Raw genomic sequence first — 26,495 nt, 5'->3', positions numbered from 1 at the left:
CACGATGAAATCTGCTGTGACCCGGCAGTCAGTTCGCGCCTATTGGCGATACTCGAAATCGATGGCTGCTCCTTCCACGTCATGACGGCTGTCATTGCGCAGTTGCAGCTGCATTTCGTTGTTGATCAGCCGACCATTGAGCTGGAACGGGCTGTCATTGGTCTCTGGTCTTTCTGTGAACATGGGCGGCAACAATGGTTTGCGCCGCTGGATTGGCGAAGGCGTGCCCACATTCGGCTCAAGGTTGTTGACCATATCAACTGGCAGGCTGAGGTCCAGCTCCGTCTTGGGTAATGGTTTGGCAACCGCTTTGCTGAGCGGCTTGTGCGCGGGCTTGGCTGTCGCCTTTTTTGGCACCTGCTTACCCTGAGCGGCCTGAGCCTGGCTTGCCGGTTGCGCAGCCAAAGCGGGGGCGACCGGGCAGCAGAACGGCAAAAGGCACACGATCAGAACGAAGCAGCGCGAAGCGTTCATGGCAAATGGACAGACTGGCAGGAAAAGTGCGTATGCTCCCTGTTCCACAGACGGCTTGCAAGCCTTACAAAAGCGTGACCGCAGTCTCCCTGCACAACTGCTGCGCCAGCAAACCGAGCGTAATCACAGCCCGTTCGGCCTCTTTATTCCATGGAATGCCGCAATTGAGTCGTACACAGTGGTTGAACTGCTCTGTGTTACTGAATATTAGTCCTGGTGCAATGCTGATACCCTGCTCCAGCGCGCGCACATGCAGCTCCTGGGTATTGACCCGACCTGGCAGGCTTACCCAGAGGATGAAGCCACCTGTCGGCCGAGTCATCTGGGTGCCCTCGGGGAAGTGTTGCTGCACTGCCAGCTGATAGGCGCTGAGGTTCTTGCGATACTCCTGGCGCATGAAGCGAAGATGCCGGTCGTAGCCGCCATTTTCCAGGTAGGCTGCCACCCCCATCTGCGTCACACTGCAGGCCGAGTGGGTGGTAAAAGTCTGCAAGCGCTGAATCTCGTCCTGGTAACGCCCCGCGATCATCCAGCCAACGCGCACGCCGGGGGACAACGTCTTGGAGAAGCTCGAACAGTAGATGACCCGGTCCAGCCGGTCGAACGCCTTCAGCGCCTTGGTCTTGCCCTGCTCGAACATCAGCTCACCGTAGATGTCATCCTCGATGATCTGGATATCGAAGTCCGAGGCCAGACGCAGCAATTGCTTTTGCCGCTCTTCCGGGACGGTGCCGCCCAGCGGGTTGCTCAAGCGCGCAGTCAGCACCAAAGCCTTTATCGACCACTGGTTAGCCGCCAATTGCAAGGCTTCGAGGCTGATACCGGTGGACGGATCGCTGGGAATTTCGATCACTTTCAAACCCAGCAGGTCAGCCAGTTGCAGCAAGCCGTAATAGGTCGGCGACTCGGCGGCGATCAGGTCACCTGGACGGGTCAGCACACGCAGCGACATCTGCAGGGCGTCTACACACCCATGGGTGACGATCACTTCACGCGGGTCGACCAACACGCCGGCATCGCGCATGCGTATGGCGATCTGTCGGCGCAGCGGCTCGAAACCAGGGCTGAACATGTAGCTGAAGGCACGCGGGCTATGGAAGCGCGTCACCTTGGCGATTTGCTGATGCAGGGCGCGCACGGGCAGGTAGTCGACATGCGGCACTGCAGCGCCAAACGGGAACACACCATCGCGACGCGCCTCAGTCAGCACCTGCTGAATGATGCTGGCGCGCGTGACCAGGCCGGGGCGCTCCACCCGGGCGATGTCCGGCGTTTGCGCGGTCAAGGCAGGTGTCTGGTGCACGTAGTAGCCAGACTGCGGCCGCGCCCGGATAAGCCCTTGGTCCTCGAGATTGGCATAGGCCTGCAACACCGTGGCATGACTGACATTGAGCTGGGCGCTCATCTTGCGCACGGAGGGTACCCGCTCGCCTGGCTGGTAGACACCGCGACGGATATCATCGGCCAGTTGCTGGGCGATACGCTGGTACAGCAGCAGGTTGGTCATGTCGACATGCTCGTTGTTCTTGTACGGGTCACTGACGGTAAAGGATACCGTAACAGTTGCAAAGTGTACTGGGACAGATTGCAACATAGTCGACAATACAACAGCGTGGCAGCTATCGAAACGATTAAACCGACATAAAACGGGCCGCAAAGCGGCCCCTTTTCCGAAAGACTCAGCGCGCTGGCGCGAGCCGCCCCTTGTCATCGGAGAATACGATCTCAACCCGTCGGTTCTGCGCCCTGCCCCGCTCCGAGGCATTGGCCTCAATCGGATACTGATCGCCATAACCTTCAACCTGCAGGCGCTTTTCGTCGATACCCAGGTCTACAAGCATGTCGGCCACGGACTGCGCCCGATCGCGCGACAGCTTAAGGTTGTCCTCGCCCGCGCCAGTGCTGTCGGTATAGCCCTCGATGCGCACTACCCGGCGCGGGTTGAGCTGCAGGAACTGCACCAGCTTGAGCACAGTCCGGCTGGCCGAGTTCTTCAGGTCGGCACTGCCGGTATCGAACAGCACATCGCCCAACGTCATCACCAAGCCACGGTCGGCCTGTTCCGAAGCCAATGCGGCAATCTGCGATTCGACCCACTGGCCCTGCTGCTGCACGCTGGCCAGCTTGGCCTCACGCAAAGCCAGCTGCAGGCGCTGACGCTCCAGGTCAAGCTTGGCCTGGCGTTCCTGGTTCAGCGCCAGCTTGGCATGCTCGCTGGCAATCTCGCTGTAGCGCTGACTGAGGTACGCATAATGCCGCACATCAGAACCGGTGCCGATGTAGCTGGACAAGCGCTCGGCGCGGGCCAGCGATTCACCCGCGCGAATCACGTCGCGCGGCGCGCTGCGCAGCACATCGGAATCATCCTTGACCCCCTGGAAGGCGACAGCGGCCTCATCCAGCGCGGCACTGCTGCGCTGGCTGGCGCAACCTTGCAAGCCTGCCGTCAGCGCCAACAATACCAGTGCAGCCAAAGGCGTACGCCGGATCATGGCTGCACCTCCAACTGCTTGCGCAAGCGCTTGACCCGCGACTGCAGTACCTGCAACTGCTCTTCGCTCTTCTGGTTCAGCACCTGGGCCTCGGCCAGGCGTGCATCCAGCTCGGCTTGCTCGGCGCGCATGCGCGCATCGCGGTAGTCTTGGGTAAGCATGTTGGCCTTGGCGCGGGCCAGCTTGTCTTCAGCCAGTTTCAGCGTTTCGACCTGCTCAGTGGCGCCGACGGCCTTGGCCTGGTCCAGTGCCTGTTCGGAAATGCGCATCTGCTCGTCAGGGGCCGGATCATTGGCGCAGCCAGCCAGGCCGAGCACGGCCAGGGCAAGGATTAGTGGTTGGGTTCTCACGCAATCTTCCTAGTGTTTGGGGGCTTCCGCCGGCACCTGCAACTGCGCTTTCCAGCGCTCGAGATTACGTTGCAGTACAGCTTCGGATGCACCAGAGATCGGCAATTCTGTCAGTTTTTTTGCCAATTGCCCACGCAACCAGCTGTCATTGCACGCCGAGTTGTGCGACAGCGCCAGGTACAGGCCCGGCCTGTCCACCGGCAAGCCGCGGGCTATCAGGTCATTGCTCATGCCCAGGCTCTGGGCCATGGCCATACCGGAGTAACGGCCAGCCAGCACATAGTCCACCTGGCCGAGTACCAGCTTCTGGAACGCCTGGGTCAGGTTCTGCGCCGGCACCAGCTTGAGTTGGGCCTTGGCGAACGCCGTAAAGGCCGGGGTCAGGCGCGCACGGTCAGACAAACTGCCCTGGTACCTGGCCAGATCGGCCGGGCCATCAAAGATCACCACTGCATCATGGCGGGTCCACACCAGGTACTCATTGAGCTGCAACGGCGGATGGATGTAGTCCAGCGCGGTCAGTTGCTCCACCTGCATAGGGGTGTCGAGCAGCAGGTCCATGCGCCCACTGCGTACCTCTTCCAGCGCCTGATCACGGCGACCAGCACTCAGCACCTCGACCTTCACACCCAGTTCGCCAGCCACCTGGCGCAACAGGTCAACGTTGGCGCCTATCAGGTGCCTGGGATCTTTCGGATCTTGCCAGGAATAGGGCGGCGCATCAGGACTGCCAGTCGCCACCAGGCGTTCGCACTTGCCTGCTGCCATCGCCAGTGGCGGCAGCAACAGCGCCACGCATGCCAGCACCCTGCCCGTTCCGCGCAACGTCATGCCTTACTCCTCAACCCATAAAAAAACCCGACCCTCAAAATGAGGGCCGGGTTCTTTATAAGTGAAGCAGGCGGATCAGACCAGCTTTTCCAGCTCTGGAACCGCTTCGAACAGGTCAGCGACCAGGCCGTAGTCGGCCACCTGGAAGATCGGCGCTTCTTCGTCCTTGTTGATCGCCACGATCACTTTGGAGTCTTTCATGCCGGCCAGGTGCTGGATCGCGCCAGAGATACCGACGGCGATGTACAGCTGTGGCGCAACGATCTTGCCGGTCTGGCCGACCTGCATATCGTTCGGCACAAAGCCTGCGTCGACTGCGGCGCGCGAAGCACCGACAGCGGCACCGAGCTTGTCGGCCAGGCTGTACAGGTGTTTGAAGTTGTCACCGTTGCCCATGCCACGGCCGCCGGAAACGACGATCTTGGCAGCGGTCAGCTCTGGGCGGTCGGACTTGGCCAGCTCTTCGCCAACGAAAGCCGAAATACCGGCGTTGTGCGCAGCGCCAACAGCTTCGACAGCAGCCGAACCACCTTCGGCGGCCACGGCGTCGAAACCGGTGGTACGTACGGTGATCACCTTGATGGCCGCGCTCGATTGCACGGTGGCAATGGCGTTACCCGCGTAGATCGGGCGCTTGAAGGTGTCGGCGGACTCGACCGAGATGATCTCGGAGATCTGGTCCACGTCCAGCAGCGCGGCAACGCGCGGCAGGATGTTCTTGCCATTGGTGGTAGCCGGGGCCAGCACATGGCTGTATCCCTTGGCCAGCTCGACGATCAGCGGCGCGACGTTTTCCGGCAGCACGTGGGCATAGGCCGCGTTGTCGGCAACCAGCACCTTGGCCACGCCAGCGATCTTGGCAGCAGATTCGGCAACGCCACCGACGTTCTGGCCGGCGACCAGCACGTGCACATCACCACCGATCTTGGCGGCTGCGGCGACAGTGTTCAGGGTGGCCGGGGCTACGGCACCGTTCTCGTATTCAGCGACAACCAGGATAGTCATTTAGATTACCTTCGCTTCGTTCTTCAGCTTCTCGACCAGTTCGGCCACCGATTTGACCTTGATGCCAGCACTGCGGGCAGCCGGGGCTTCAACCTTCACGGTCTTGTTGGTGGAGGCGAGGGAAACGCCCAGTGCGTCTGGAGTAACAGTCTCCAGCGGCTTCTTCTTGGCCTTCATGATGTTCGGCAGCGACGCGTAGCGTGGCTCGTTCAGGCGCAGGTCGGTGGTGACGATCGCTGGCAGGTTCAGTGCAACGGTCTGCAGGCCGCCATCGATTTCACGGGTGACATTCAGCTTGTCGCCAGCGACTTCGACCTTGGACGCGAAAGTGCCCTGGGCGAAGCCAGTCAGCGCGGCCAGCATCTGGCCGGTCTGGTTGTTGTCACTGTCGATAGCCTGCTTGCCGAGGATGACCAGCTGCGGCTGCTCCTTGTCGACAACGGCCTTCAGCGCCTTGGCCACGGCCAGGGAGTTCAGTTCGTCAGCGGCTTCTACCAGGATGGCACGGTCGGCACCCAGGGCCAGGGCAGTACGCAGTTGCTCCTGGGCAGTGGTCGGGCCGACGGAAACGACGACGATCTCGGTCGCAACGCCTTTTTCCTTGAGGCGTACGGCTTCTTCCACGGCGATTTCGCAGAAGGGGTTCATGGACATCTTGACGTTAGCAAGGTCGACGCCGGAGTTGTCCGCTTTGACGCGAACCTTGACGTTGTAGTCGACCACTCGTTTGACAGCTACAAGAACCTTCATGGATTCCTCGTTACTCTCCGGTGAATAGATAGTCGCCTGGGGCCATGCCCGGCGATGCGCGTGGGTACAAGGGCACCTCTAAAAACGTATCGGGTGGCAGCAACTTCACAGTGACCAAACAGTCTCGTTCGGACTCTTGCGACAAATCCTCACGGGTCATTTCCTGTCGTGGCGTGTAAACTCCACTACAAACCGGCCCAAGCCCGCAAAACCCTGCTCCACACCTGGTCTTTAGAGGTGTACCTGCGCCCGGCTGCAAGCCTACGGCGAACGTAAAACCGCTCGTATCTTGACCGTAACACCCATTCCGGTCAATACGGCAAATCGGTCACCCTCCAGCCGCGTTCCTGTGATTTTACTGGCCTGCGGCAAATTCAAACAAACGTTTGTATTGGACCCGCCAAGTGGTGTAGATATAATGCGCGGCCAAGACAAAACGGTGTAGTCCGTCATTTGCCCAGCTACAGTTCCGCCGTTGCGTAGAACCGCCGCGAATGCCCCGCACCCATAAGACAAAGCAACAGCACGAGCCTTGATGAGTAGGAGAGAACCAGTGGAACGCGAATACATGGAATTCGACGTGGTCATCGTCGGCGCCGGCCCGGCGGGCCTGTCCGCCGCCTGCCGCCTGAAGCAGAAGGCCGCCGAAGCCGGTAGCGAAATCAGCGTCTGCGTGGTGGAGAAAGGCTCTGAAGTCGGCGCCCACATCCTCTCTGGCGCGGTGTTCGAACCCCGCGCCCTGAACGAGCTGTTCCCCGACTGGAAAGCGCTCGGCGCACCGCTGAACACCGAAGTGAAGCGCGATGACATCTACGTGCTCAAGGACGCCGGCAGCGCGACCAAGGTGCCTGACCTGTTCGTGCCCAAGACCATGCACAACCATGGCAACTACATCATCTCGCTGGGCAACCTGTGCCGCTGGCTGGCCCAGCAGGCCGAGAACCTCGGCGTGGAGATCTACCCAGGCTTCGCCGCCCAGGAAGCGCTGTTCGACGACAACGGCGTGGTCCGCGGCATCGTCACCGGCGACCTCGGTGTCGACCGTGAAGGCAACCCCAAGGATGGCCTGTACACCCCAGGCATGGAACTGCGTGCCAAGTACACCCTGTTCGCCGAAGGCTGCCGTGGCCATATCGGCAAACAGCTGATCAAGCGCTTCAACCTCGACAGCGAGTCCGACGTCCAGCACTACGGCATCGGCCTGAAGGAAATCTGGGAAATCGACCCGGCCAAGCACGAACAGGGCCTGGTGGTGCACACCGCCGGCTGGCCGCTGGACGTGGTGGCCAAGGAAAACACCGGTGGCTCGTTCCTTTATCACCTGGAAAACAACCAGGTGGTGGTCGGCCTGATCGTTGACCTGTCCTATGCCAACCCCTACCTGTCGCCGTTCGACGAATTCCAGCGCCTCAAGCACCACCCGGTGATCAGCCAGTACCTCGAAGGCGGCAAGCGCATCAGCTACGGCGCCCGCGCCTTGGCCAAGGGCGGCATCAACTCGCTGCCGAAAATGGTCTTCAATGGTGGCGCGCTGATCGGTTGCGACCTGGGCACCATGAACGTGGCCAAGATCAAGGGCAGCCATACCGCGATGAAGTCCGGCATGCTCGCCGCCGAAGCAGTGGCCGACGCTTTGATCGCCGGTAGCGAAGGCGGCGATCAGTTGAACAGCTATGTCAGCGCCTTCAAGGCCAGTTGGCTGCACGAAGAACTGTTCGCCAGCCGCAACTTCGGCCCGGCCATGCACAAGTTCGGCCCGCTGCTGGGCGCGGCGTTCAACTATGTCGACCAGAACTGGTTCGGTGGCAAGCTGCCGTTCACCCTGCATGACACCAAGCCGGACTATGCCTGCCTCAAGCTGGCCGCCGACTCGAAAAAGATCGACTACCCGAAACCGGACGGCAAGCTCAGCTTCGACAAGCTCAGCTCGGTATTCCTCTCCAGTACCAACCACGAAGAGGAACAACCCTGCCACCTGAAGCTGACCGATCCGAGCGTACCGATCGCCAGCAACCTGCCGCTGTACGACGAGCCTGCCCAGCGCTACTGCCCGGCAGGTGTGTACGAAGTGGTCACCCAGGAAGACGGCAACAAGCGTTTCCAGATCAACGCGCAGAACTGCGTGCACTGCAAGACCTGCGACATCAAGGACCCGGCCCAGAACATCACCTGGGTCACCCCTGAAGGCGCTGGCGGGCCGAACTACCCGAACATGTAAGGCCCCTGCCCTTGCGGCAACAAAAAGCCCCCGGTTCTCATGGGCCGGGGGCTTTTTGTTGGCTGCCATTATCAGGCAGTACGCACTTCCTCAAAGAGTTCTGGATGGCGATCCAGCAGCTTGAGCAGTTTCACCAACGCCACTGGCGGGGTGGTCTTGCCGTTTTCATACCGGGAGAACGCATTGACCCCACCACCGAAGATTTCCCCCGCTTCACGCTGGTCGAGGTCGAACTTTCTGCGTATGGAGGCAATAAAGGAAGGATCCACAACATTTGCGTTGACCTGGCGCTCGAATGCCGTCATCAAGTGACTGACGCGCATGGCTTCATCATGACTCAGTACGCATTCACCACATGCGGAGCAGTAATCGCCACTTACCTCCGGGATCACTGTCATCTCGCCTTTGTAGCTATAGGGCATGCCCTGAATGTCAGGTGCAAGCTCCGAGCCGCCGCATATTGGACATCTCATGGTTACAACTCCTTGAAAGACACGATGAGCACGTCGTCTACCACGGACAATTTCAAATAAACGTACCCAATTGCTGTAAGCGGGCGATACACATCCTGCCAAACCCGGTGGTCAATATGGCTGGTCATGCTCTTGTAGAAATCAGTGCGCTTCAAGCTGGTGATCACCTCAAGCATGCCCGGAAAATCCATTCCCAGCGCCTTGGCGCCTTTCAATGCAGCACCCGTAGGACGGATTCGCCTTGCCGCAGCCAGGGCTTTTACCCGCTCCAGCGGGCAATGAGGCATTCTCTTTTCCATGAGAAATTAACCTTCCAGGTTAAATTTGGCTAATAGGTTATTCCAATAGCCCCCACCTGGAAGTCTGCCCCAATGCCCCGCAGCCGTTACCGGCTCATTTGTCGCCGCACATGACCGGCATCGGCTCCGCAGCAAACACCAATGGCTCACGACGCCCGAAATACAAGGCCGTCAGCAGCCCTACCGCGCCCATGACCAGACAAAAACCGACACACACCCATGGGCTCCACGGCATCAGCGCAATCAGTGCCAGCGGCGTGGTACTGGCCCACACTGCGTAGGCCACGTTGTAGGTGAAGGAAATGCCCGATACTCGGATCTGCGCCGGGAACAGCCCCACCATCACCGAGGGCACCACACCCACCACGCCGCAGCTCAATCCCGCCAGCGCATAGGCCAGCCAGGTCATGCCCCACTGCCCCACCAGGCTGGCGTACAACGCGCCGATACCCAGCGGTAGCAACAGGCTATACAGCATCAGCGCGCGCCAGGCACCCACACGGTCGACCAGCAGCCCGGCCAGCACGCAGCCAATGTTGAGGAAGACGATGCCCACGCTGCTCAGGGCGAAGGTTTGGCCGGCACTCATGCCGAAACGCTGCTGCATCACCGTCGGGGTGATCACCACCAGCACCACCACCGCCGAGGTCAGCACACAGGTCAGCAACGCGGCAGGGATCAACGCCCGGCGGTGCTCGCCCAGCACTCGCCGCAGCGGAAACGTCACAGGTTGCTCCTGGCGCGCGCGCAAGGCGAGGAACACCGGTGTTTCACTGAGCCAGCGGCGCAGCCACACACCAATCACACCGAACACCCCACCCAACAGGAACGGGTAGCGCCAGGCGTAATCAAGGATTTCCTGCGGGGTGAACAATTGCGCCAGCAAGGTTGCGGTCAGCGCCCCCAGCAGGTAGCCGAAGGTCAGCCCGGCCTGCAGAAAGCCCAGGGCATAGCCGCGCCGCCCGTTTGGCGCGTGCTCGGCAACGAACGTCCAGGCGCTTGGGACTTCACCGCCTACGGCAGCACCCTGGAGGATGCGCAAGGCCAACAGGATCAGCGGGGCGGCATAGCCGATGTCAGCATAGGTCGGCATCACCCCGATCAGCAGGCACGGCAGGGCCATCATCAGGATGCTCAGGCTGAAGACCCGCTTGCGCCCCAGATGGTCGGCGAAGTGCGCCATCAGGATGCCGCCCAGCGGCCGCGCCAGGTAGCCGGTGACGAAGATCCCGAAGCTTTGCAGCAGGCGCAGCCATTCGGGCATCTCCGGCGGGAAGAACAGCTGGCTGAGGGTCAGCGCGAAGAACACGAAAATGATGAAGTCGTAGATTTCCAGCGCGCCGCCCAGCGCCGCCAGGCCCAGGGTCCGATGGTCGCCGCGGCTGAACCGGGGCGGGCGAGCGGTATCGATGGCAGTCATGGCAGGGTCCGCAAATCGGCAAAGGGCAAGAGGATAGCAAATAGCTGCCCCGTTGCCCCGCCGGCAGCACCGCTAGCGGTTGAACACCGTATGCGCGAAGTTGGCTCGCGGCCATGGCCGCGCTGTACTGGCCGACAGGGTGCCCGGCAGCGGTAGCTTGCCGACCAGCATCGGTGCGTCGATGATTGCCATGAACGTCTCCAGCGCCTCGTTATCGGGCACCTGTGGCAGGCTCAGGCTGACCGCCTGGCGCTCGGTCTGCGGCACTGCAGGCACTTTCAACTGGCTGGAATGGTAAAGCAGGGCATGCTGGATTTGGGTACTGACGCGACAAAAACGCTCCAGGTCTACCCCGGCATGGCTGGCCAGTTCGATATTGCCCAGCAGCAAGTGAAAAGGCTGCAAGGCGCACTGCACCAAACGCTGCAGCTCCTCGAAGCTGTCAACGGGGGCGATCCGGTAGTAGCCCAGGCCATTGAGCAGCCGCTCCAGCTGCAACCGCTGGCAGGGGTGGGTATCGGCAATGAGAATGCGCAGGGTCTTGTTTGCCATGGTCGGGCCTGGGCAGCTGGGTAATGGGTACATTCCATGACCTTACTGCGCCCGTTAAGGCTACTGCCAAGGCCATGCCTGGCAGCGGTCTACTTTGATAGAAGTCGGGAACGCCGCATAAATCAAGTGATTGACTGACGGAATTTGCATTTGCCTTTAGCCCGGTACTCCGGTTTGCCACTTGCGCTCACCCCGTCAAGCCGTGCAGGTAACCGCGCGCCTAAACCCAGACGCTCGCACTTCGTTTAAAGGAGGCTCATGCCCCAAGGCATCGCCTCTTACATTCGCGGAGACCCCAGATGTTTCGCCCGGCCCTAGCCTTTTTCGCCCTGACCCTGTCCAGCGTCGCATGGTCCGCCGAGCCCTGTTCGGTAGACATTCACAGTACCGACCAGATGACCTACGACCTGAAAACGATCACCGTACCGCAGACCTGCCAACGCTTTACCGTTAACTTGCTGCACACCGGCATACTGCCCAGGAATATCATGGGCCACAACTGGGTGCTGGCCAAAAAGGACGACATCAAAGGCGTGACCACCGATGGCGCTGCGGCAGGTGAGGCCGATAACTACCTCCAGCCGGGCGACAAGCGCGTGCTCGCCCATACCCGACTGATCGGGGGTGGCGAAAAAGATTCGGTCACTTTCGACACCGGCATGCTGCAGGCAGGCCAGGCGTACGCGTTCTTCTGCTCCTACCCTTTCCACTCCACCATGATGAAGGGCACCCTCACATTCGGTACCTCGTCAGGCAGCTGACGCTATCGAAAAGTGGGCCGACAAGCCGAACGTGCGCTCAGGCCTCGGCCCACTCACGCATACGCAGCCGGCAATGCTTCATGGCGTTGACGATGTGCTTCTCCACCATGGCCTTGGACAGGCCCAGACGCGTGGCGATCTCCCCATGTGACAGGCCTTCGAGCTTGCGCAGCAAGAAGCACGCCCGGCAGGTTTCGCTCAGCTCCGCCACTGCACGCTGCAGCAACTCCAAGCGCTCTTCCTGGCGGCAGGCGCCGTGCACGGGGGCGACGAAGAATCGCTCATCGGTTTCCAGAATCTCCAGAGGCTCGGCGCGACGAAGCTGGTTGCGCCGATGTCCATCGGTCACCAGGTTAAGGGCGGTGCGGTAAAGGAAAGCGCGGGGATGGGAGATCTGCGTGTCGTCACACCGCTCGAGCACCCGCAGATACGCCTCCTGCGCGATATCTTCAGCAGCATGGTGGCTACCCAGACGCGAACGAAGGAACCCGACCAGTTCACGGTAGTAATGCTCGAGCAGTACACCCGAAGACGGCATCGAAGCGCTTTCCCTGTTGTCCGAAGATGGTAGAAGACCGCTGCAGGCCAAGTAATGGCACCGCTGGCGCATAAAATATAATAATTATCATCAAGCTTAAAGACGTTGTTACATTTCCACGCCCGCAACGCGCGTTCCCCGCTAAATCCGCCTTGATCGCTTTCGTTTAATCGGCAGCCTCCCTAGCTGATCCTTGGTGACAGCGGCCCTCTCATGGTCGGAAATCCTGCATGATCCCTCAACGCCTTACCCGTCGTGCCGTAACGCTCGCGCTGTGCCTTATTCCGGTGGCCGCATTCGCCACCTGGCAACTGTTGCCCGGCGAGGCCGAGCAGCGGCCGTTCGTCAGCGTCAGCCGTGGCAACATCGAATCCAGTGTCACCGCGCTGGGCACCCTGCAGCCCCGTCAGTACGTCGACGTGGGCGCGCAGGCCTCCGGGCAGATCCGCACGTTGCACGTAGAAGTCGGTGACACCGTCAAGCAGGGGCAACTGCTGGTGGAAATCGACCCTGCCACGCAACAGGCCCAGCTGGATGCCGAGCGCTATGCCATCCAGACCCTGAAAGCGCAGGTCAAGGAGCAGCGTGCCGAGCATCTCCTGGCCGAACAGCAGTTGCGTCGCCAGCAGCGGATGGCCAGCGACGGCGCCACGCGTGAAGAGGATGTGCAGACGGCCCAGGCCAAGGTGCTGACAACCCAGGCGCGCATCGACATGTATGAGGCGCAGATTCTCCAGGCGCAGGCCACGTTGCGCAGCGCGCAAGCTCAGCTCGGCTACACCCGCATCTACGCCCCGATCGGCGGTACCGTGGTAGCTGTCGATGCACGAGAAGGGCAAACCCTGAACGCGCAACAGCGCACCCCGCTGATCCTGCGGATCGCCAAGCTGTCGCCGATGACGGTATGGGCCGAGGTCTCTGAAGCCGACATCGGCCAGGTCAAGACCGGCATGCAAGCCTACTTCACCACCCTGGGCAGCGGCGGCAGGCGCTGGACCAGCACTGTCAGGCAGATTCTGCCGATCCCGCCCAAACCGCTGGATCAGCTCAGCCAGGGCGGCGGCAGCCCGGTTGCCGCCGGTATGGCAAGCGGCAGCGGGACCGGCCGCGTGGTGCTCTACACCGTGCTGCTGGATGTCGACAACGATGACAACGCGCTGATGGCCGACATGACTGCCCAAGTGTTCTTCGTCGCCGGATCTGCCAAGGATGTATTGACCGTGCCCATCGCGGCGCTTCAGGGACGCGGCCAGGGCGAGGGGCTGCAGACTGCCCATGTTCTGACCGACAAAGGCGACGTACAGACGCGCCAGGTACGTACCGGGCTCAGCGACCGCCTGCGCGTGCAGATACTCGACGGGCTTGCGGAAGGTGACAAACTGCTGATCGGCCCTGTCGGCGGTGAGGGTTGACATGAGCACTCCGCTGATAGAGCTGGTCGGCATCCGCAAATCCTACGGGGGCGGCGACAGCCCCCAGGTCGATGTGTTGCGCGGCATCGACCTGAAAGTCCATGCCGGAGAGTTCATCGCCATCGTCGGCACCTCGGGCTCTGGCAAGTCGACCCTGATGAACATCCTGGGTTGCCTCGACCGCCCAAGCGCTGGGCAGTATCGCTTTGCCGGCCAGGATGTTGCCGGCCTGAACAATGACGAACTGGCCTGGTTGCGCCGCGAAGCGTTCGGGTTCGTGTTTCAGGGTTATCACCTGATCCCCTCCGCCTCGGCGCAGGAGAACGTGGAGATGCCGGCGATCTACGCCGGAACCACGGCGGCCCCGCGCGCCGAAAGGGCCAAGGCCCTGCTGCAACGCCTGGGCCTGGGCGAGCGCACCGGCAATCGCCCGCGCCAGCTCTCAGGCGGCCAGCAACAACGGGTGTCCATCGCCCGGGCATTGATGAACGGCGGCCACATCATCCTGGCGGACGAGCCCACCGGTGCGCTAGACAGCCACAGTGGCACCGAGGTCATGCGCCTGCTGGATGAACTGGCCGAGCAAGGCCATGTGGTGATCCTGATCACCCACGACCGCGATGTGGCCGCCCGGGCGCAGCGCATCATCGAGATCCGCGACGGCGAAGTGATCAGTGACAGCGGCGCCGACCAGGCGCCGCCACCGCGTCGCCCAGGTGCGCTGCAAGCCGTCGATCTGGCCGGGCGCCTGGTGCGTGCCGACAGCCAGGGCAGCCCCTGGCTGGGCGAAACCCGGGACGCCCTGCAAGCCGCCTGGCAGGTCATGTGGAGCAACCGCACACGCACCGCTCTGACCCTGCTGGGGATCATCATCGGCGTCGCGTCGGTGGTCGTCATGCTGGCGGTGGGTGAAGGCAGCAAGCGCCAGGTCATGGCCCAGATGGGCGCGTTCGGCTCGAACATCATCTTCATGAACGGTGCCCCTCCAACACCGCGCGCTCCGCCCGGCAACGTTCGCCTCAGCGACGTGCAGGCGCTGGCCGAGCTACCTCAAGTGAAGTCCATCATGCCGGCCATGACAGTGGAAGCGCAGGTGCGCTTCGGCAATCGCGACCTGGAGTCGACCATCGGTGGCTATTCGCCTGTGTTCCCGACGCTGATGAGCTGGCCCGTCAGCGAAGGCAGCTTCTTTACCGACAACGACCTGGCCACGGCTGCGACCGTGGCGGTGATCGGCTCGGAGGTGCGCAAGAAGCTGTTCGTTGACGGCCAGGACCCGATCGGCCAGTACATCCTCATCGAGAACGTGCCCTTCCAGGTGATCGGCGTGCTCGCCAGCAAAGGCTCCAGTGGCGCCAACCAGCGAAACGACCTGCGCATCGCCGTGCCGTACTCAGCGGTTTCCATACGTCTTTCCGGCACGCAACACCCGGAATACGTGATCATCGGTGCCGCCGACAGCACCCAGGTGCATGACACCGAACGCGCAATACGCCAACTGATGCTGAGCCTGCACGGTGGCATCGAAGACTTCGAGATCGACAACAGCGCGGCGATGATCCAGGCCGAGGCGGCGACACGCAACGGGTTGTCCCTGATGCTTGGCGCCATTGCCGCCATTTCGCTGCTGGTCGGCGGGATCGGCGTCATGAACGTGATGCTCATGACCGTCCGCGAACGCACCCGCGAAATCGGCATCCGCATTGCTACCGGCGCCCGACAGCGCGACATCCTGCGCCAGTTCCTGACTGAAGCCGTGGTGCTTTCGCTGACCGGCGGCCTGATCGGCGTCTGCCTGGCGTTGCTGATCGGCGTGGTACTCAGCCTGGCTAAGGTGGACGTCGCGTTCTCTGCCCTGGCGATAGCGGGTGCCTTCGCCTGCTCGGTAGCCACGGGCGTCATCTTCGGCTTCATGCCCGCGCGCAAAGCCGCCGCCCTCGACCCTGTCGCCGCCCTGACCAGTGAATGACCATGACCAGAACCCCGTCTTTACTGCTACCGCTGCTGACCCTGCTGGGTGCTTGCAGCCACACCCCTGCGCCACTGGACAGCGGTATCGCTGCACCTGCCAGCTGGCAAAGTCCGGCTGGCGGCACGGCGGCCTCCGCGCAATGGTGGACGACTTTCAATAGCGCTCAACTGAGCCAACTGATCGAGCAGGCGCGCCAGGGCAGCCATGACCTGCGCGCCGCCATGGCCAGGGTCAGGCAGGCACAGGCCGACCTGCGTATTGCCGGCGGCCCCCTGCTACCGCGCCTCGACGCCAGCGCCGACGCCTATCACCAGCGCTTGCTACGAGGCCAAGGGTACAGCGAGCAGGACACGTCGAACCGCGAGCGGACCTACCGCTACTTCAACACGGCCCTGACGACCAGCTACGAGCTGGACTTCTGGGGTAAAAATGCCGCTGCGCGTGACAGTGCCCGCCTTGGCCTGCAAGCCACTGCACGTGACCGTGACACGCTCGAACTGAGCCTGACGAGCAGCGTTGCCGATACCTACCTGAGTGCCCTCGCCGCTCGCGAGCAGGCACGCATCGCCGCGCTTAACCTGGAAAACGCCGACAAGGTCCTGAGCCTTGTGCGCACGCGATTCCAGGCCGGGTCGTCGACTGCCCTGGAACTGGCCCAGCAAGAGAGCCTTGTGGCCAACCAGCGACAACAGTTGCCGCTCTACCAACAGGAGGCCCGCGATGCGCAGATCACCCTGGCAACCCTGCTTGGCGTGCCGGTCCAGGCGCTAGAACTGGCCGATCAGCCTTTCGATCAACTGAGTGGCCCGAGCATTGCCGCCGGCATTCCCAGCCAACTGCTGACGCGCCGCCCGGATATCGCTGGCGCAGAGGCGCGCCTGGCTGCGGCTCAGGCGGATGTCAGCGTTGCGCGGGCAGCACTGTTCCCCACGGTGAGCTTGACGGCCAGCCTGGCCACAGGCGACAGAAAAGCCATCGACCTGCTGCGCAATCCGGCGCTCAACCTCGGTGCCGGTCTGACGGCGCCCATTTTCAATAATGGCGCCTTGCGCGCCGAGCGTGATCGCGCCATCGCTCGCCAGGACGAGCTGCTCGAGGCCTATCGCAGCGTGCTGATCACCAGTTTCGGCGAAGTCGAGAAGGCCTTGAACAGCGTCGACGGCCTGGACCGCCAGACACACTGGCAGCATGAAGCGCTCACCCAGGCGCAACGCGCCTTCGATCTGGCCGAGAACCGCTACCGGGCCGGGGCCGAAGACCTGCTCAGCGTGCTGGAAGCGCAACGCAGCCTGTTTACAGCACAGGCCGAACGGGTACGGCTGCGCAAAGCGCGTTTGCAGGCCAGTGTTGCGCTTTACAAGGCATTGGGCGGCGGCTGGACGGCGTCGGACACACTGATGACAGCGAGGTAGGCAAGCCCCCTGACGGGAGCCCTACCCGCTGCAACACCGGCCAAAAATCGTCAACGCTACAAACCGTCACGTCGCGGGCCGGGTGCCAGATGGCGGGCATACCAAGGCCGCTGAGGCACCCTGCCGGCCAAGCGATCGCCGTCTTCTTCAGGGCTGAAAATGACTTGCAAGGCCAGCTTCATGGTCTCAATGTCCAGTTTCCCGGTGCCGCCGCCATTGCCCAGCCCCCAGGCACCGCAACCTTCACGCGTAGGCCCCAGCCAAGGCTCGGCCACACGCACCCAGCGCCCTGGCGCAAACCACGGAATGCCATCGATCATCTGCGGCTTCACTTCCCCCGGGTGCGCCTGCTGGTGGGCCAGGTACCAATCGTTCAGGCGGTCGTCGATCCAGCCATGAAAGGCCCAGAACACCGGGTTGACATGGGAGGAAAACGGATCGCCGAGGAAGTCGTTCTCGGCGCGGAACCAGCGTTCGGAAAAATCGTAGTTGCGACGCCCGTAAGGCATCGGGTAATCCGAGTTCGGGTCACGCCCCAGGGATGCCCAACGCATGTGCAGCCAATCATGGATTCCCAATTCGATGCGTGAACCCAACTCTCCCAGACACAGGGTGCTGAGGTATTGCGGATCATGCAACTCGGCTTCCCACAGCTGGAAGTTGGCGTGCAGCCCCTGGCTGCTCTTGACGTAGTACAGCCACTGGCTGAAGGCTTCATCGCCGGCCGCCTGCCAGTTGGGCGGGACGCTGTAGCCGTCGCGGTTGTCGAGGTAATCGAAAAACGCCTGAACGCCCTGCCCGATCGATGGGCGTGCCGCAGGCAGGCTTGCCCAGGAACGCAGGTCCTGGACCTCGCGCACGCCATGCAGCATGTGCCGATGCATGAACAGAAAATCCTCGCCGGAGCCGTTGCGATGGCGATCATGCCCGCGTGCGTTGCGCTCCTTGCCCAACGGGCCGACCTGCCAACCCAGCGCACGCACCATCTGCCGCCGGGATTCATCGATGCGGTGCCAGCGATCGCGACTGGCGTGCCAGAGCTGGTGATAGTAGCGACGCTGCGGTGAAATCAGGTCCTCGTGCAGCGCCGCCACGTACGGCAGCCGCTCACGCGCCAGCACGAACGGTCGGCGGACGGCGACAAAGCTCGCTTGCGCCCCGGAATGCCCCGCCTGCGTCCCTGCCAGGCGTACGTGCCCACTCAGGGTCGCGCTGCCTCCACCCTCGCTCCAGTCGCCCCATATCTCATCCAGCACGGCATCGCAGTCATAGGCCTCGCCAGAACCCGCCATCATCTTCAGTTGCACCTTCGGCAGCCGGTCGGCAGCCAACGGGCCGTATACCTGCAAACCCTGACCGCCATAGGGCGCAGTACCCAGGTAGCCGCGCACGGCACGGGCACCCTGCCCTACGTCGAGCAGCAGCTGCTGCGGTCTGGCCAGCTCGGCCAGCGCCGGGTGATCGCTCGTCATGCGCCAGTCCCAGATCCCGACCAGGCGTTCACCTAACAGCGCATTGGGCAGGTCGTCGACCGGCACCGCAGGCTCGTCACTGCTCAGCTCCGCTTCCTCGGCCCGCTGCCACGCCTGCCGTGCGTAATAGCCGGCAGGCAGTGCTACACCGGCGGCCACCAGGCCCGCCAGGATCTTACGACGTGACACTTTCATCCACTGTACTCATGACGTGACTCCTGCTGCGAAAACGAATGGTTGAGGGAGCGATTTAGAGGGTTGCTAAATTCTCTTGGGCTCGGCTCGTTTCACCCAGCAAGTTCGAACGGCATGGGGCCGTCGTGCAGGTGGTCGAGTACGCAATGAAGAAACAGGCTTTTTTTTCGCGCAGATGGCCATGGGCTTTGGCATTTCTGCTCTTGCTCCTGGCGGCCGCAGGCGCCTGGTGGTATTGGGTCTACCTTGCCAAACACCCCTACGGCCGGGAAATCGAACAGCGGGCCAACGCCCTGCAGGCGCGCATCCCGGCCCTGGATGCGCACCTTGACGTGCCGCTGAGCTATGGCACCGATGGCGAGGAAGCAAACCATGACGGCCCGACCCAGTTCGACCTGGTGAAAGCCGCCAAAGGCCGCCTGAGCGGCGCCTCGATCGCAATCTGGTCATGGCCGGAGTTCTGGAGTGGGCCCAATTGGCCGCACCGCCCCACACCCGGGTTCGAGGCGGCGATGGCCAACGAACTGGAAGTTCGCTATCGGATCATCACCAGCATCGCCAAGGACTACCCTGCGCAGGCCGGCATCGCTTACACCCCTGCCGACTTCCGCCGACTGGTCAGTGAAGGCAAGTTCGCCATCATTATCAGCCTGCTCAACGCCGCCCCCCTTGGCGACGACATCGACAAGCTGGACCACTGGGCCGCACGCGGCATGCGGGTGTTCGGGCCAGGCTACGTCGGTAACAACAGCTGGGTCGACTCGGCGCGCCCACTGCCCTTCCTGGGCGATTCGGTCGACCCGCTGGGCGGTCTTTCCGACATCGGTCGTCGCGCCATCACCCGGCTCAACGACCTTGGCGTGGTCATCGACGTCTCGCAGATGTCCAGCCAGGCCCTGACCCAGGTCACCCAGCTGAGCCGCGCACCGGTCATGGCCTCGCACACGGGGGTGCAAGGCATGATGGACATTCGCCGCAACCTCAGCGACGCGGACTTGGCACACATCAAGGCCACCGACGGGCTGGTCAACATCGTGGCCTACTCACACTACCTCAAGCCGTTCTCGCGCCCGACCATCGAAAAGATGAACGCGTTACGCGCCAAGTATGGCCTGCCAGACGTACAGAACCAGACCCAGATGGGCACCACCACCGACCCGGTGTTCTCGATCTGGTCGGAGAAAAAGTTCGGTGAATACCTCACGCCGTTCTACGACATCCTCGGCGCCGAGCCCGAAGCGACCCTGGCCGACTACGTCGACTCGATCGACTACGCGGTGAAGAAGATCGGTATCGACCATGTCGGCATCAGTTCCGACTTCAACGACGGCGGCGGTGTGGTTGGCTGGGAAAATGTCAGCCAGAGCCGCAACGTCACTGCCGAACTGATGCAGCGCGGCTATTCCGACGAAGACATCGCCAAGCTCTGGGGCGCCAACTTCCTGCGTGTGTGGGAAGCCGCCCAGAAGGCCGCCAGGCCGGCCCCTCCTCCCGTTGCCCACTACCCGCAAGGAAACCCATGAAACGGCTGACCTCACTGATTGCCCTCGGTTGTCTCTCGCTGTCGCTCGAAGCCCTCGCTGCCGACCCGGCTGCACCGGGCAAGGTTTTCAAAGACTGCAAGGATTGCCCGGAAATGGTCGTGCTGCCTGCCGGCAGCTACGTGATGGGCACCCCCGATGACGAACTGGGCAAACAGGACGATGAAGGTCCGTTGCACACCGTGACATTCGCCAAGGCTTTCGCCATGAGTCGCTTCCATGTGACTGCCGGGCAATGGCAGGCCTATGCCAAGGAAACCCACACGGTGCTGCCCGACGGCGACGACCGCCCGGGGCGGCTGTGCAAGAACGGCAAGCCCAGCTACCCGCAAAGCCCGACGCAGCCTGCGGTCTGCATGACCTGGGATGAGGCGCGCGGCTACATCGCCTGGCTCGCCAAGAAGACCGGCAAGCCCTACCGCATGGTCAGCGAGGCCGAACGCGAGTACGCCGGCCGCGCCGGCTCCACCGGCCCCTTCCCGTTCCCCTTCGACCAGGAAGGGGAATATCAGATCAGCAAGCATGCCAACACCTACGGGCCGCGTGATGGCTTCACCTACACGGCACCGGTCGGCAGCTTCCCTGCCAATGCATTCGGCATGTACGACATGCATGGCAACGTCTACGAGTGGGTCGAGGACTGCTGGCATATCGATTATGTCGGCGCGCCCACCGACGGCAGCGCCTGGACCACCGGTGGTACCTGCACACACCGGCAGATTCGCGGCAACGACTACCTGGAACCGCCCATCTTCTCCCGCTCGGGCAACCGCAACGAGCGCGAACCCGACGTGCGCGGCGACTGGCTGGGCTTTCGGGTAGCCCGCGCCCTTCAGGACGGTGAACCCAACTGACAATCCACAGGGAGAGTGACCATGCCCACCTTGAGCAGACGCCGTTTCGTCGCCGCCGCTACCTTGACCGGCCTCGCCCCCGCCATGCCCGCCTGGGCGGCGGGCGCAGCGAGCGACCCACCGGCGGACGACGCCATTATCCGCCTGGATTACAACGAGAGCCCGTATGGCCCCTGCCCTTCGGCACTCGAAGCAATGCACCAGGGCGCTCGCCAGAGCGGGCACTATTTTCCGGAACACGAATACCGCCTGGCTGAGCTGTTCGCCCGGCAAAACCAGGTACCCGAAGACCATGTAGCCGTCTTCTGCGGCTCCCGCTCGCCGTTGCAATACGCCTTGGCTCGCCACGCCGACAACCGCACCGTGGTCACCGCCGCGCCGACCTATGACTCGGTGGCCAATGGCGCCAGGGCTGTCGGCGCAACCGTGCATGAGGTGCCGCTCGATGCCCGTCACGCCCATGACGTACGCGGCATGCTTGCCGCCACCCGGCAACCCGGGGTGCTGTACCTGTGCAACCCGAACAATCCCACGGGCACGCTGACGCCACGCGCCGACATCGAGCACCTGGTCACCCACAAGCCGGCAGGCAGCCTGGCGATCATCGATGAGGCCTATATCCACTTTACCGACGCGCCCTCCTGCCTGGACCTGGCGGTCAGCCATGACAACGTCATGGTCCTGAGAACGTTCTCCAAGCTCTATGGCATGGCCGGTGCCCGCCTGGGGCTGGTGGTCGGCAAACCAGCATTGCTCGCCGACCTGCAACGCCTGAACGGCTACAACTTCGTACCACTTGCCGCTGCTATGGGCGGCATCGCCAGCCTGCAACAAGAAGACCTGGTCAGTGAACGAAAACAGATCAATCGAGGCATTCTGTGGAACACGATCGACGCCTTGCAAAAGGCCGGCTACCGCTGCACCGACGCCCAAGCCAACTGCTTCATGGTGGCCCTCGGCCGCCCCGCCAAACCTGTGATCGAGGCACTCGCGCAACGCAACATCCGGGTCGGGCGGGTATTCGAGACGTGGCCGCAATGGATGCGTGTCAGTGTCGGCACGCCGGCGCAGATGCAGGCCTTCCTGAAGGCGTTTCTTGACGTCATGCACGGCTGAAGGCAGCCGCCTAAATCCACCCTCCGCGGCTTCGTTTAACACCTACCCAACAGCAGCGCACGCAAGGCGCTGCTCCCCCCGCCAGCGTCGGCTGATCTACTCAGGAGTACATCATGTCCCAGTCCACCCGCGGCGCCATGCAGGACCTCTTCGCCCTGCTCAAGCCGTTTAAATACACCGTCGCGCTTTCCGTCATCCTGGGCATGGTCGGCGGCCTCAGCATCACCGTCCTGCTGGCCACCATCAACCGGGCCCTGCACGACGACACCGGCTTGACCCAAGGCGTGGTCTGGGGCTTCGCCGGGCTTTGCCTGGTCGCCCTCACCAGCTCGGTGTTTTCCGACATCGGTAGCAACCGAGTGGGCCAGAACATCATTGCCGCCTTGCGCAAGGCGCTGGGCGAGAAAGTCCTGTCGGCCCCCATCGAACAGATCGAGCGCTATCGCAGCCATCGGCTGATCCCGGTGTTGACGCACGACGTGGACACCATCAGCGATTTCGCCTTCGCCTTCGCGCCCTTGGCAATCGCCCTGACCGTCACCCTCGGCTGCCTGGGCTACCTGGCCATGCTGTCCTTGCCCATGTTCCTGCTGATGCTGGCGGCCATCGCGCTCGGGACCATTGTCCAGTACATCGCCCGGTCCAGGGGCATTCGAGGGTTCGTCGCGGCGCGGGATGCCGAAGATGAACTGCAACGGCACTACAATGCGATCGCCGGAGGCGCCAAGGAGCTGCGCATCCACCGTGCACGCCGTCAGCGCATGTTCAGCCGCAACATCCAAGGGACGGCCGACCAGATACGCGATATTCAGATCCGCTCCATCAATACCTTCGTCATTGCCAAGACCTTCGGCTCCATGCTGTTCTTCGTAGTCATAGGCCTGGCGCTTGCCCTGCAATCCCTGTGGCCTAACGCCGACAAAGAAGTAATGAGCGGATTCGTGCTGGTGCTGCTGTACATGAAAGGCCCGCTCGAATACCTCGTAGGAACGCTACCCATCGTTAGCCGGGCCCAGATCGCCTTCCGCCGGATTGCCGAGTTGTCCGAGCAGTTTTCCTCCCCGGAGCCGCACCTGCTGCTCGAAGACAAGGCCAGCCAGCTGCCCGCCTTGCACAGCCTTGAGCTGCGTGACGTGCGCTTTGCCTTCCCCCCGGTCGACGGCAACGCACCGTTTACCCTGGGGCCGGTAAACCTGCAGATCCGCCAGGGCGATATCGTCTTCATCGTCGGCGAGAACGGCTGTGGCAAGACCACCCTGATCAAGCTGCTGCTAGGGCTGTACCCGCCGCAACAAGGCGAGATTCGCATCAACGACCAGCCCATCACCGCGCGGGATCGCGACGATTATCGCCAGCTCTTCACCACCATCTTTTCCGATTACTACCTGTTCGACGACCCCTTCCTGGGCGCCAAGCAGGTGCCAGAGAGCGCTGAGGTCTATCTCAAGAGGCTGGAAATCGCACACAAGGTCAGCATCCGCGACGGCAGCTTCACCACCACCGACCTCTCGACCGGGCAACGCAAGCGGCTGGCGCTGATCAATGCCTGGCTCGAAGAGCGCCCGGTGCTGGTGTTCGATGAGTGGGCTGCAGACCAGGACCCGACCTTCCGGCGCATCTTCTACACCGAGCTGCTGCCCGAACTGAAGCGCCTGGGCAAGACAATCATCGTCATCAGCCACGATGACCGCTATTTCGATGTCGCCGACCAGCTGGTGCGCATGGCGGCCGGCAAGGTGGTCGTCGAGGCGTGCGTCGCCTGATGCAGTGAAAGCGAAACATTTGCATTCCGGTTTGTCATCAGCCGTGCGTCATACCCCTAGTCACCCTAAAAAAAGATCTGCCCAGCCTATCCACTCAACATCTACAACGAGCACCGAAATGCCCACCCACCTTCGATTGAATCACTTGACCCGGGCGCTTGGCCTTCGACGCGCATTCAACGCCCAACTGCCAGCACTGGCCCTGACCCTGGCCCTGCCCTTGGCCGTCCAGGCGCAAGATCAGCAACTGACCTTGAATATCCCGGCACAGCCCTTGAGCTCGGCGCTGAAGGCATTTGCAGAGCAGACCGACGTGCAGGTGTTGTATGAACCTGATGCCATACAGAACCTGCGCTCGGGTGCATTGAGCGGTCGTTACAGTCTGGATGAATCGGTCCGTATCCTGCTCAGGGAGAGTGGCCTGCGCTATCAGTTGCGCGACAACACCTTGACCTTGCAGGCGGCCTACGAAGGTGGCAGCGCAATGTTGCTCGATGCCACGAGCATCCAGTCCGCTGCCTTGGGTGCAACGACCGAGAACACAGGTTCGTACACCACGGGCGTGACCAGCACAGCCACCCGGCTGGGGCTGTCGCCACGCGAGACACCCCAGTCGGTCAGCGTCGTCACCCGCCAACAGATGGACGACCAGAACATGCAGTCCCTGGAAGACGTGGCCATGGCCGCGACCGGGATCAATACCGTCAAGGGTTTCGGCACCGAGCGTCCACTGTATTACTCGCGCGGTTTTCAGGTAGACGACCTGCAGGTCGACGGCCTGCCGACCAGCGTCACCGAGAGCTTCTCGATGGACGTCATGTCCGTGAACAACATGGCCATGTATGATCGGGTCGAGATCGTGCGTGGCGCCAATGGCCTGCTGCAAGGTGCGGGCAACCCGTCGGCGGCCATCAACATGGTGCGCAAACGGCCTACCCGGGAATATCAGCTCAAGGCCGAGGTCGGTGCGGGTTCATGGGATAACTACCGAACCCAGCTGGATGTCGGCGGCCCGTTGAACGCCGAAGGAACCCTGCGCGGTCGAACGGTACTGATGTATAACAACCGCAATAGCTACCAGGACTACGCTGGCAAGGAAAACCAGCTGTTCTACGCCATCGGCGAAGCGGACCTGAGTGATTCGACCACCCTGACAGTTGGCGGCTCGTTGCAGCAGGATAACAACAACGGCTACGACTGGGGTGGGCTGCCAACACATCAGGACGGCAGTTTCTACGATTTCTCCCGCTCGACCTCGCTGGCCGGTAAATGGGCCTATCTGGACAAGCTGAACCGCAACGTCTTCGCCGATATCAAGCACTCGTTCAACGAAGACTGGAACCTGACAGTCGCGACCAATCTCATTTGGTCCAATGCAGATTTTCTCGCGCAGGTCGGCTACCACACCGGCGAGACCGACTCGACGATGAAGTACTACCCTAATAGCGCCCGGTACGATGACGAGCAGATCAACCTGGACGCTGCACTGAACGGTGCGTTCCACTTGATGGGCCAAAAGCATGAAGTCGTTATCGGCACAAGTGTGCGCCGCGATCGCCTGCAGTATGTGACCGGCTCGCCAGCTATCTTCCCTGAAGTGGATGTCCTCGACTTCGATTCTTCGCAATTCCCCAAACCGGAAATAGTCGGGAACCTCACACCGAGCCACCATGTGCGCAAGGACAAAGGGATCTACGCGGCTACCCGTCTCAATCCAACCGACGACCTCCATGTGATCCTCGGCAGCCGCTTGAGCTGGGTCGATTACGATACCCAGGGGCCATGGGAAACCGACCGTTTCAAGGAAGACCGCAAGGTCATTCCATACGGCGGCATCGTTTATGACATCACCGATCAGACATCGGTTTACGCCAGTTACACTGAAATCTACAAACTGCAAAGCAACTACAGTGTCGACAACAAGCTGCTCGCCCCCACGACGGGTAGCAACTACGAGATCGGCCTGAAGAACGAGCTGTTCGACGGCAGGCTCAACACTTCTCTGGCGCTTTTCCAGGTCGATCTGACAGGGCTGCCCCAGGTCGTGCCCGAGGCCGGCCGTGTCTGCGGACCGAACCGCGATGCACGCTGCTATACCGAAGGTGCCAAGGTGCGCAACCAAGGTTTTGATGCTGAAGTGTCTGGCGAGCTGATGCCAGGGTGGAATGCCTCGATGGGTTACACCTACAGCCATCCCAAGTACGTTGCCGGTGCCAACAAGGGCGATACCTACGGTACGGAAAACTCACCTCAGCGACTGTTCAAGGCGGCTACCACCTATCAGCTGCCGGGTGAACTGGACCAGTGGCGAGTGGGTACCAGCATTTATCACCAAAGCAAGCTGTACCTGAACAACATCACCCAAAGCGCTTACAACCTGGTCGATCTCAACGCCAATTTTCGCGTCAACCACAATGTCAGTGTTCAGTTGAACCTCAACAACGTGTTTGACGAGAAGTACTACACTGCCATCTTCAGCGAAGACACCGGCAACTACTACGGCGCCCCGCGCAACTTTGCTATTACCCTGCGCTACGAAAACTGATTCGCCTCGATGTGAACTGCGCCCCAGGTGCTGGATGAAAGTCCAACACC

23 protein-coding genes are annotated in these 26,495 nt (G+C 62.0%); 10 read left to right on the top strand and 13 right to left on the bottom strand.

Features of this window, described 5'->3' with window-relative positions:
* Positions 1–39: 39 nt before the first annotated feature.
* The 7 genes from ACF8RA_RS12170 to ACF8RA_RS12140 form a co-directional block, all read right to left on the bottom strand.
* Entirely contained in the window at positions 40–474 is a 435-nt protein-coding gene (locus ACF8RA_RS12170) for a hypothetical protein (RefSeq protein WP_209967210.1), read from the bottom strand.
* A gap of 64 nt (positions 475–538) precedes the next feature.
* A complete protein-coding gene (locus ACF8RA_RS12165; protein ID WP_176682169.1) occupies positions 539–1,981 on the bottom strand; it encodes a PLP-dependent aminotransferase family protein in 1,443 nt (480 codons plus the stop codon).
* Positions 1,982–2,153: 172 nt separating this feature from the next.
* The gene (locus ACF8RA_RS12160) at positions 2,154–2,966 is read right to left on the bottom strand and encodes an OmpA family protein (protein WP_176682168.1); all 813 of its coding nucleotides are present in this window, start codon (positions 2,964–2,966) and stop codon (positions 2,154–2,156) included.
* A complete protein-coding gene (locus ACF8RA_RS12155; RefSeq protein WP_003254227.1) occupies positions 2,963–3,316 on the bottom strand; it encodes a DUF4398 domain-containing protein in 354 nt (117 codons plus the stop codon). The genes ACF8RA_RS12160 and ACF8RA_RS12155 overlap by 4 nt, the downstream gene beginning before the upstream one ends.
* Before the next feature lie 9 nt (positions 3,317–3,325).
* Entirely contained in the window at positions 3,326–4,147 is an 822-nt protein-coding gene (locus ACF8RA_RS12150) for an ABC transporter substrate-binding protein (protein ID WP_176682166.1), read from the bottom strand.
* Between the two features lie 75 nt (positions 4,148–4,222).
* Positions 4,223–5,152: an electron transfer flavoprotein subunit alpha/FixB family protein gene (locus ACF8RA_RS12145; RefSeq protein WP_021784840.1), complete on the bottom strand. Its 930-nt coding sequence runs from the start codon at positions 5,150–5,152 to the stop codon at positions 4,223–4,225.
* Positions 5,153–5,902, bottom strand: coding sequence for an electron transfer flavoprotein subunit beta/FixA family protein (locus tag ACF8RA_RS12140; protein ID WP_003254232.1), 750 nt, complete (start codon positions 5,900–5,902; stop codon positions 5,153–5,155).
* Positions 5,903–6,437: 535 nt separating this feature from the next.
* Here ACF8RA_RS12140 and ACF8RA_RS12135 point away from each other — a divergent pair.
* Positions 6,438–8,120 (top strand): electron transfer flavoprotein-ubiquinone oxidoreductase, encoded by a 1,683-nt coding sequence (locus tag ACF8RA_RS12135; protein WP_209967214.1) that lies wholly within the window; start codon positions 6,438–6,440, stop codon positions 8,118–8,120.
* A gap of 71 nt (positions 8,121–8,191) precedes the next feature.
* Here the strand turns inward: ACF8RA_RS12135 and ACF8RA_RS12130 are convergent, their stop codons facing one another.
* The 4 genes from ACF8RA_RS12130 to ACF8RA_RS12115 all read right to left on the bottom strand — a co-directional run bounded on the left by ACF8RA_RS12130 (position 8,192) and on the right by ACF8RA_RS12115 (position 10,864).
* Complete coding sequence (locus tag ACF8RA_RS12130; protein ID WP_003254235.1) at positions 8,192–8,593, bottom strand: type II TA system antitoxin MqsA family protein; 402 nt, start codon at positions 8,591–8,593, stop codon at positions 8,192–8,194.
* A gap of 2 nt (positions 8,594–8,595) precedes the next feature.
* Positions 8,596–8,892: a type II toxin-antitoxin system MqsR family toxin gene (locus tag ACF8RA_RS12125; RefSeq protein ID WP_010954960.1), complete on the bottom strand. Its 297-nt coding sequence runs from the start codon at positions 8,890–8,892 to the stop codon at positions 8,596–8,598.
* A gap of 94 nt (positions 8,893–8,986) precedes the next feature.
* Positions 8,987–10,312, bottom strand: a complete 1,326-nt coding sequence (locus tag ACF8RA_RS12120) for an MFS transporter (protein ID WP_392460627.1) — start codon at positions 10,310–10,312, stop codon at positions 8,987–8,989.
* A 72-nt stretch (positions 10,313–10,384) separates the two neighbouring features.
* On the bottom strand, positions 10,385–10,864 hold the full coding sequence (locus ACF8RA_RS12115; RefSeq protein ID WP_392519198.1) for a histidine kinase: 480 nt from the start codon (positions 10,862–10,864) through the stop codon (positions 10,385–10,387).
* A 299-nt stretch (positions 10,865–11,163) separates the two neighbouring features.
* On the opposite strand from ACF8RA_RS12115, the gene azu reads away from it, so the two are divergent.
* Positions 11,164–11,625 carry an azurin gene (gene azu / locus ACF8RA_RS12110; protein ID WP_392488195.1) on the top strand — a complete coding sequence of 154 codons (462 nt, stop codon included), beginning with the start codon at positions 11,164–11,166 and terminating at the stop codon, positions 11,623–11,625.
* 37 nt (positions 11,626–11,662) lie between these two features.
* On the opposite strand, the gene ACF8RA_RS12105 is transcribed toward azu, so the two are convergent.
* Positions 11,663–12,163, bottom strand: a complete 501-nt coding sequence (locus tag ACF8RA_RS12105) for a sigma-70 family RNA polymerase sigma factor (protein WP_209967223.1) — start codon at positions 12,161–12,163, stop codon at positions 11,663–11,665.
* Positions 12,164–12,393: 230 nt separating this feature from the next.
* Here ACF8RA_RS12105 and ACF8RA_RS12100 point away from each other — a divergent pair, with 230 nt between their 5' ends.
* The 3 genes from ACF8RA_RS12100 to ACF8RA_RS12090 are packed head-to-tail and all read left to right on the top strand — an operon-like array spanning position 12,394 to position 16,959.
* A complete protein-coding gene (locus tag ACF8RA_RS12100) occupies positions 12,394–13,575 on the top strand; it encodes an efflux RND transporter periplasmic adaptor subunit (protein WP_392519196.1) in 1,182 nt (393 codons plus the stop codon).
* Position 13,576: 1 nt separating this feature from the next.
* Positions 13,577–15,544, top strand: a complete 1,968-nt coding sequence (locus ACF8RA_RS12095) for a MacB family efflux pump subunit (protein ID WP_392519195.1) — start codon at positions 13,577–13,579, stop codon at positions 15,542–15,544.
* The gene (locus tag ACF8RA_RS12090) at positions 15,541–16,959 is read left to right on the top strand and encodes an efflux transporter outer membrane subunit (RefSeq protein ID WP_392519194.1); all 1,419 of its coding nucleotides are present in this window, start codon (positions 15,541–15,543) and stop codon (positions 16,957–16,959) included. Before ACF8RA_RS12095 ends, ACF8RA_RS12090 begins: the two co-directional genes overlap by 4 nt.
* 56 nt (positions 16,960–17,015) lie before the next feature.
* On the opposite strand, the gene ACF8RA_RS12085 is transcribed toward ACF8RA_RS12090, so the two are convergent.
* Positions 17,016–18,626, bottom strand: coding sequence for a PvdJ/PvdD/PvdP-like protein (locus ACF8RA_RS12085; RefSeq protein ID WP_392519193.1), 1,611 nt, complete (start codon positions 18,624–18,626; stop codon positions 17,016–17,018).
* Between the two features lie 146 nt (positions 18,627–18,772).
* Between ACF8RA_RS12085 and ACF8RA_RS12080 the strand changes: the two genes are divergently transcribed.
* The 5 genes from ACF8RA_RS12080 to ACF8RA_RS12060 all read left to right on the top strand — a co-directional run bounded on the left by ACF8RA_RS12080 (position 18,773) and on the right by ACF8RA_RS12060 (position 26,445).
* Positions 18,773–20,149 (top strand): dipeptidase, encoded by a 1,377-nt coding sequence (locus ACF8RA_RS12080; protein ID WP_392488192.1) that lies wholly within the window; start codon positions 18,773–18,775, stop codon positions 20,147–20,149.
* Complete coding sequence (locus tag ACF8RA_RS12075; protein WP_392488191.1) at positions 20,146–21,021, top strand: formylglycine-generating enzyme family protein; 876 nt, start codon at positions 20,146–20,148, stop codon at positions 21,019–21,021. Before ACF8RA_RS12080 ends, ACF8RA_RS12075 begins: the two co-directional genes overlap by 4 nt.
* 21 nt (positions 21,022–21,042) lie before the next feature.
* Positions 21,043–22,137, top strand: coding sequence for an aminotransferase class I/II-fold pyridoxal phosphate-dependent enzyme (locus ACF8RA_RS12070; RefSeq protein ID WP_392488190.1), 1,095 nt, complete (start codon positions 21,043–21,045; stop codon positions 22,135–22,137).
* A 113-nt stretch (positions 22,138–22,250) separates the two neighbouring features.
* Positions 22,251–23,900, top strand: a complete 1,650-nt coding sequence (locus ACF8RA_RS12065) for a cyclic peptide export ABC transporter (RefSeq protein WP_392519192.1) — start codon at positions 22,251–22,253, stop codon at positions 23,898–23,900.
* A gap of 118 nt (positions 23,901–24,018) precedes the next feature.
* Positions 24,019–26,445 (top strand): TonB-dependent siderophore receptor, encoded by a 2,427-nt coding sequence (locus ACF8RA_RS12060; protein ID WP_392488188.1) that lies wholly within the window; start codon positions 24,019–24,021, stop codon positions 26,443–26,445.
* Positions 26,446–26,495 lie beyond the last annotated feature (50 nt).

Origin of the sequence: Pseudomonas sp. FYR_5, from assembly GCF_043106315.1 — a bacterium.
Classification (GTDB): Bacteria; Pseudomonadota; Gammaproteobacteria; order Pseudomonadales; family Pseudomonadaceae; genus Aquipseudomonas; species Aquipseudomonas putida_Y.
This window is presented reverse-complemented; position numbering and strand designations above follow the sequence as displayed.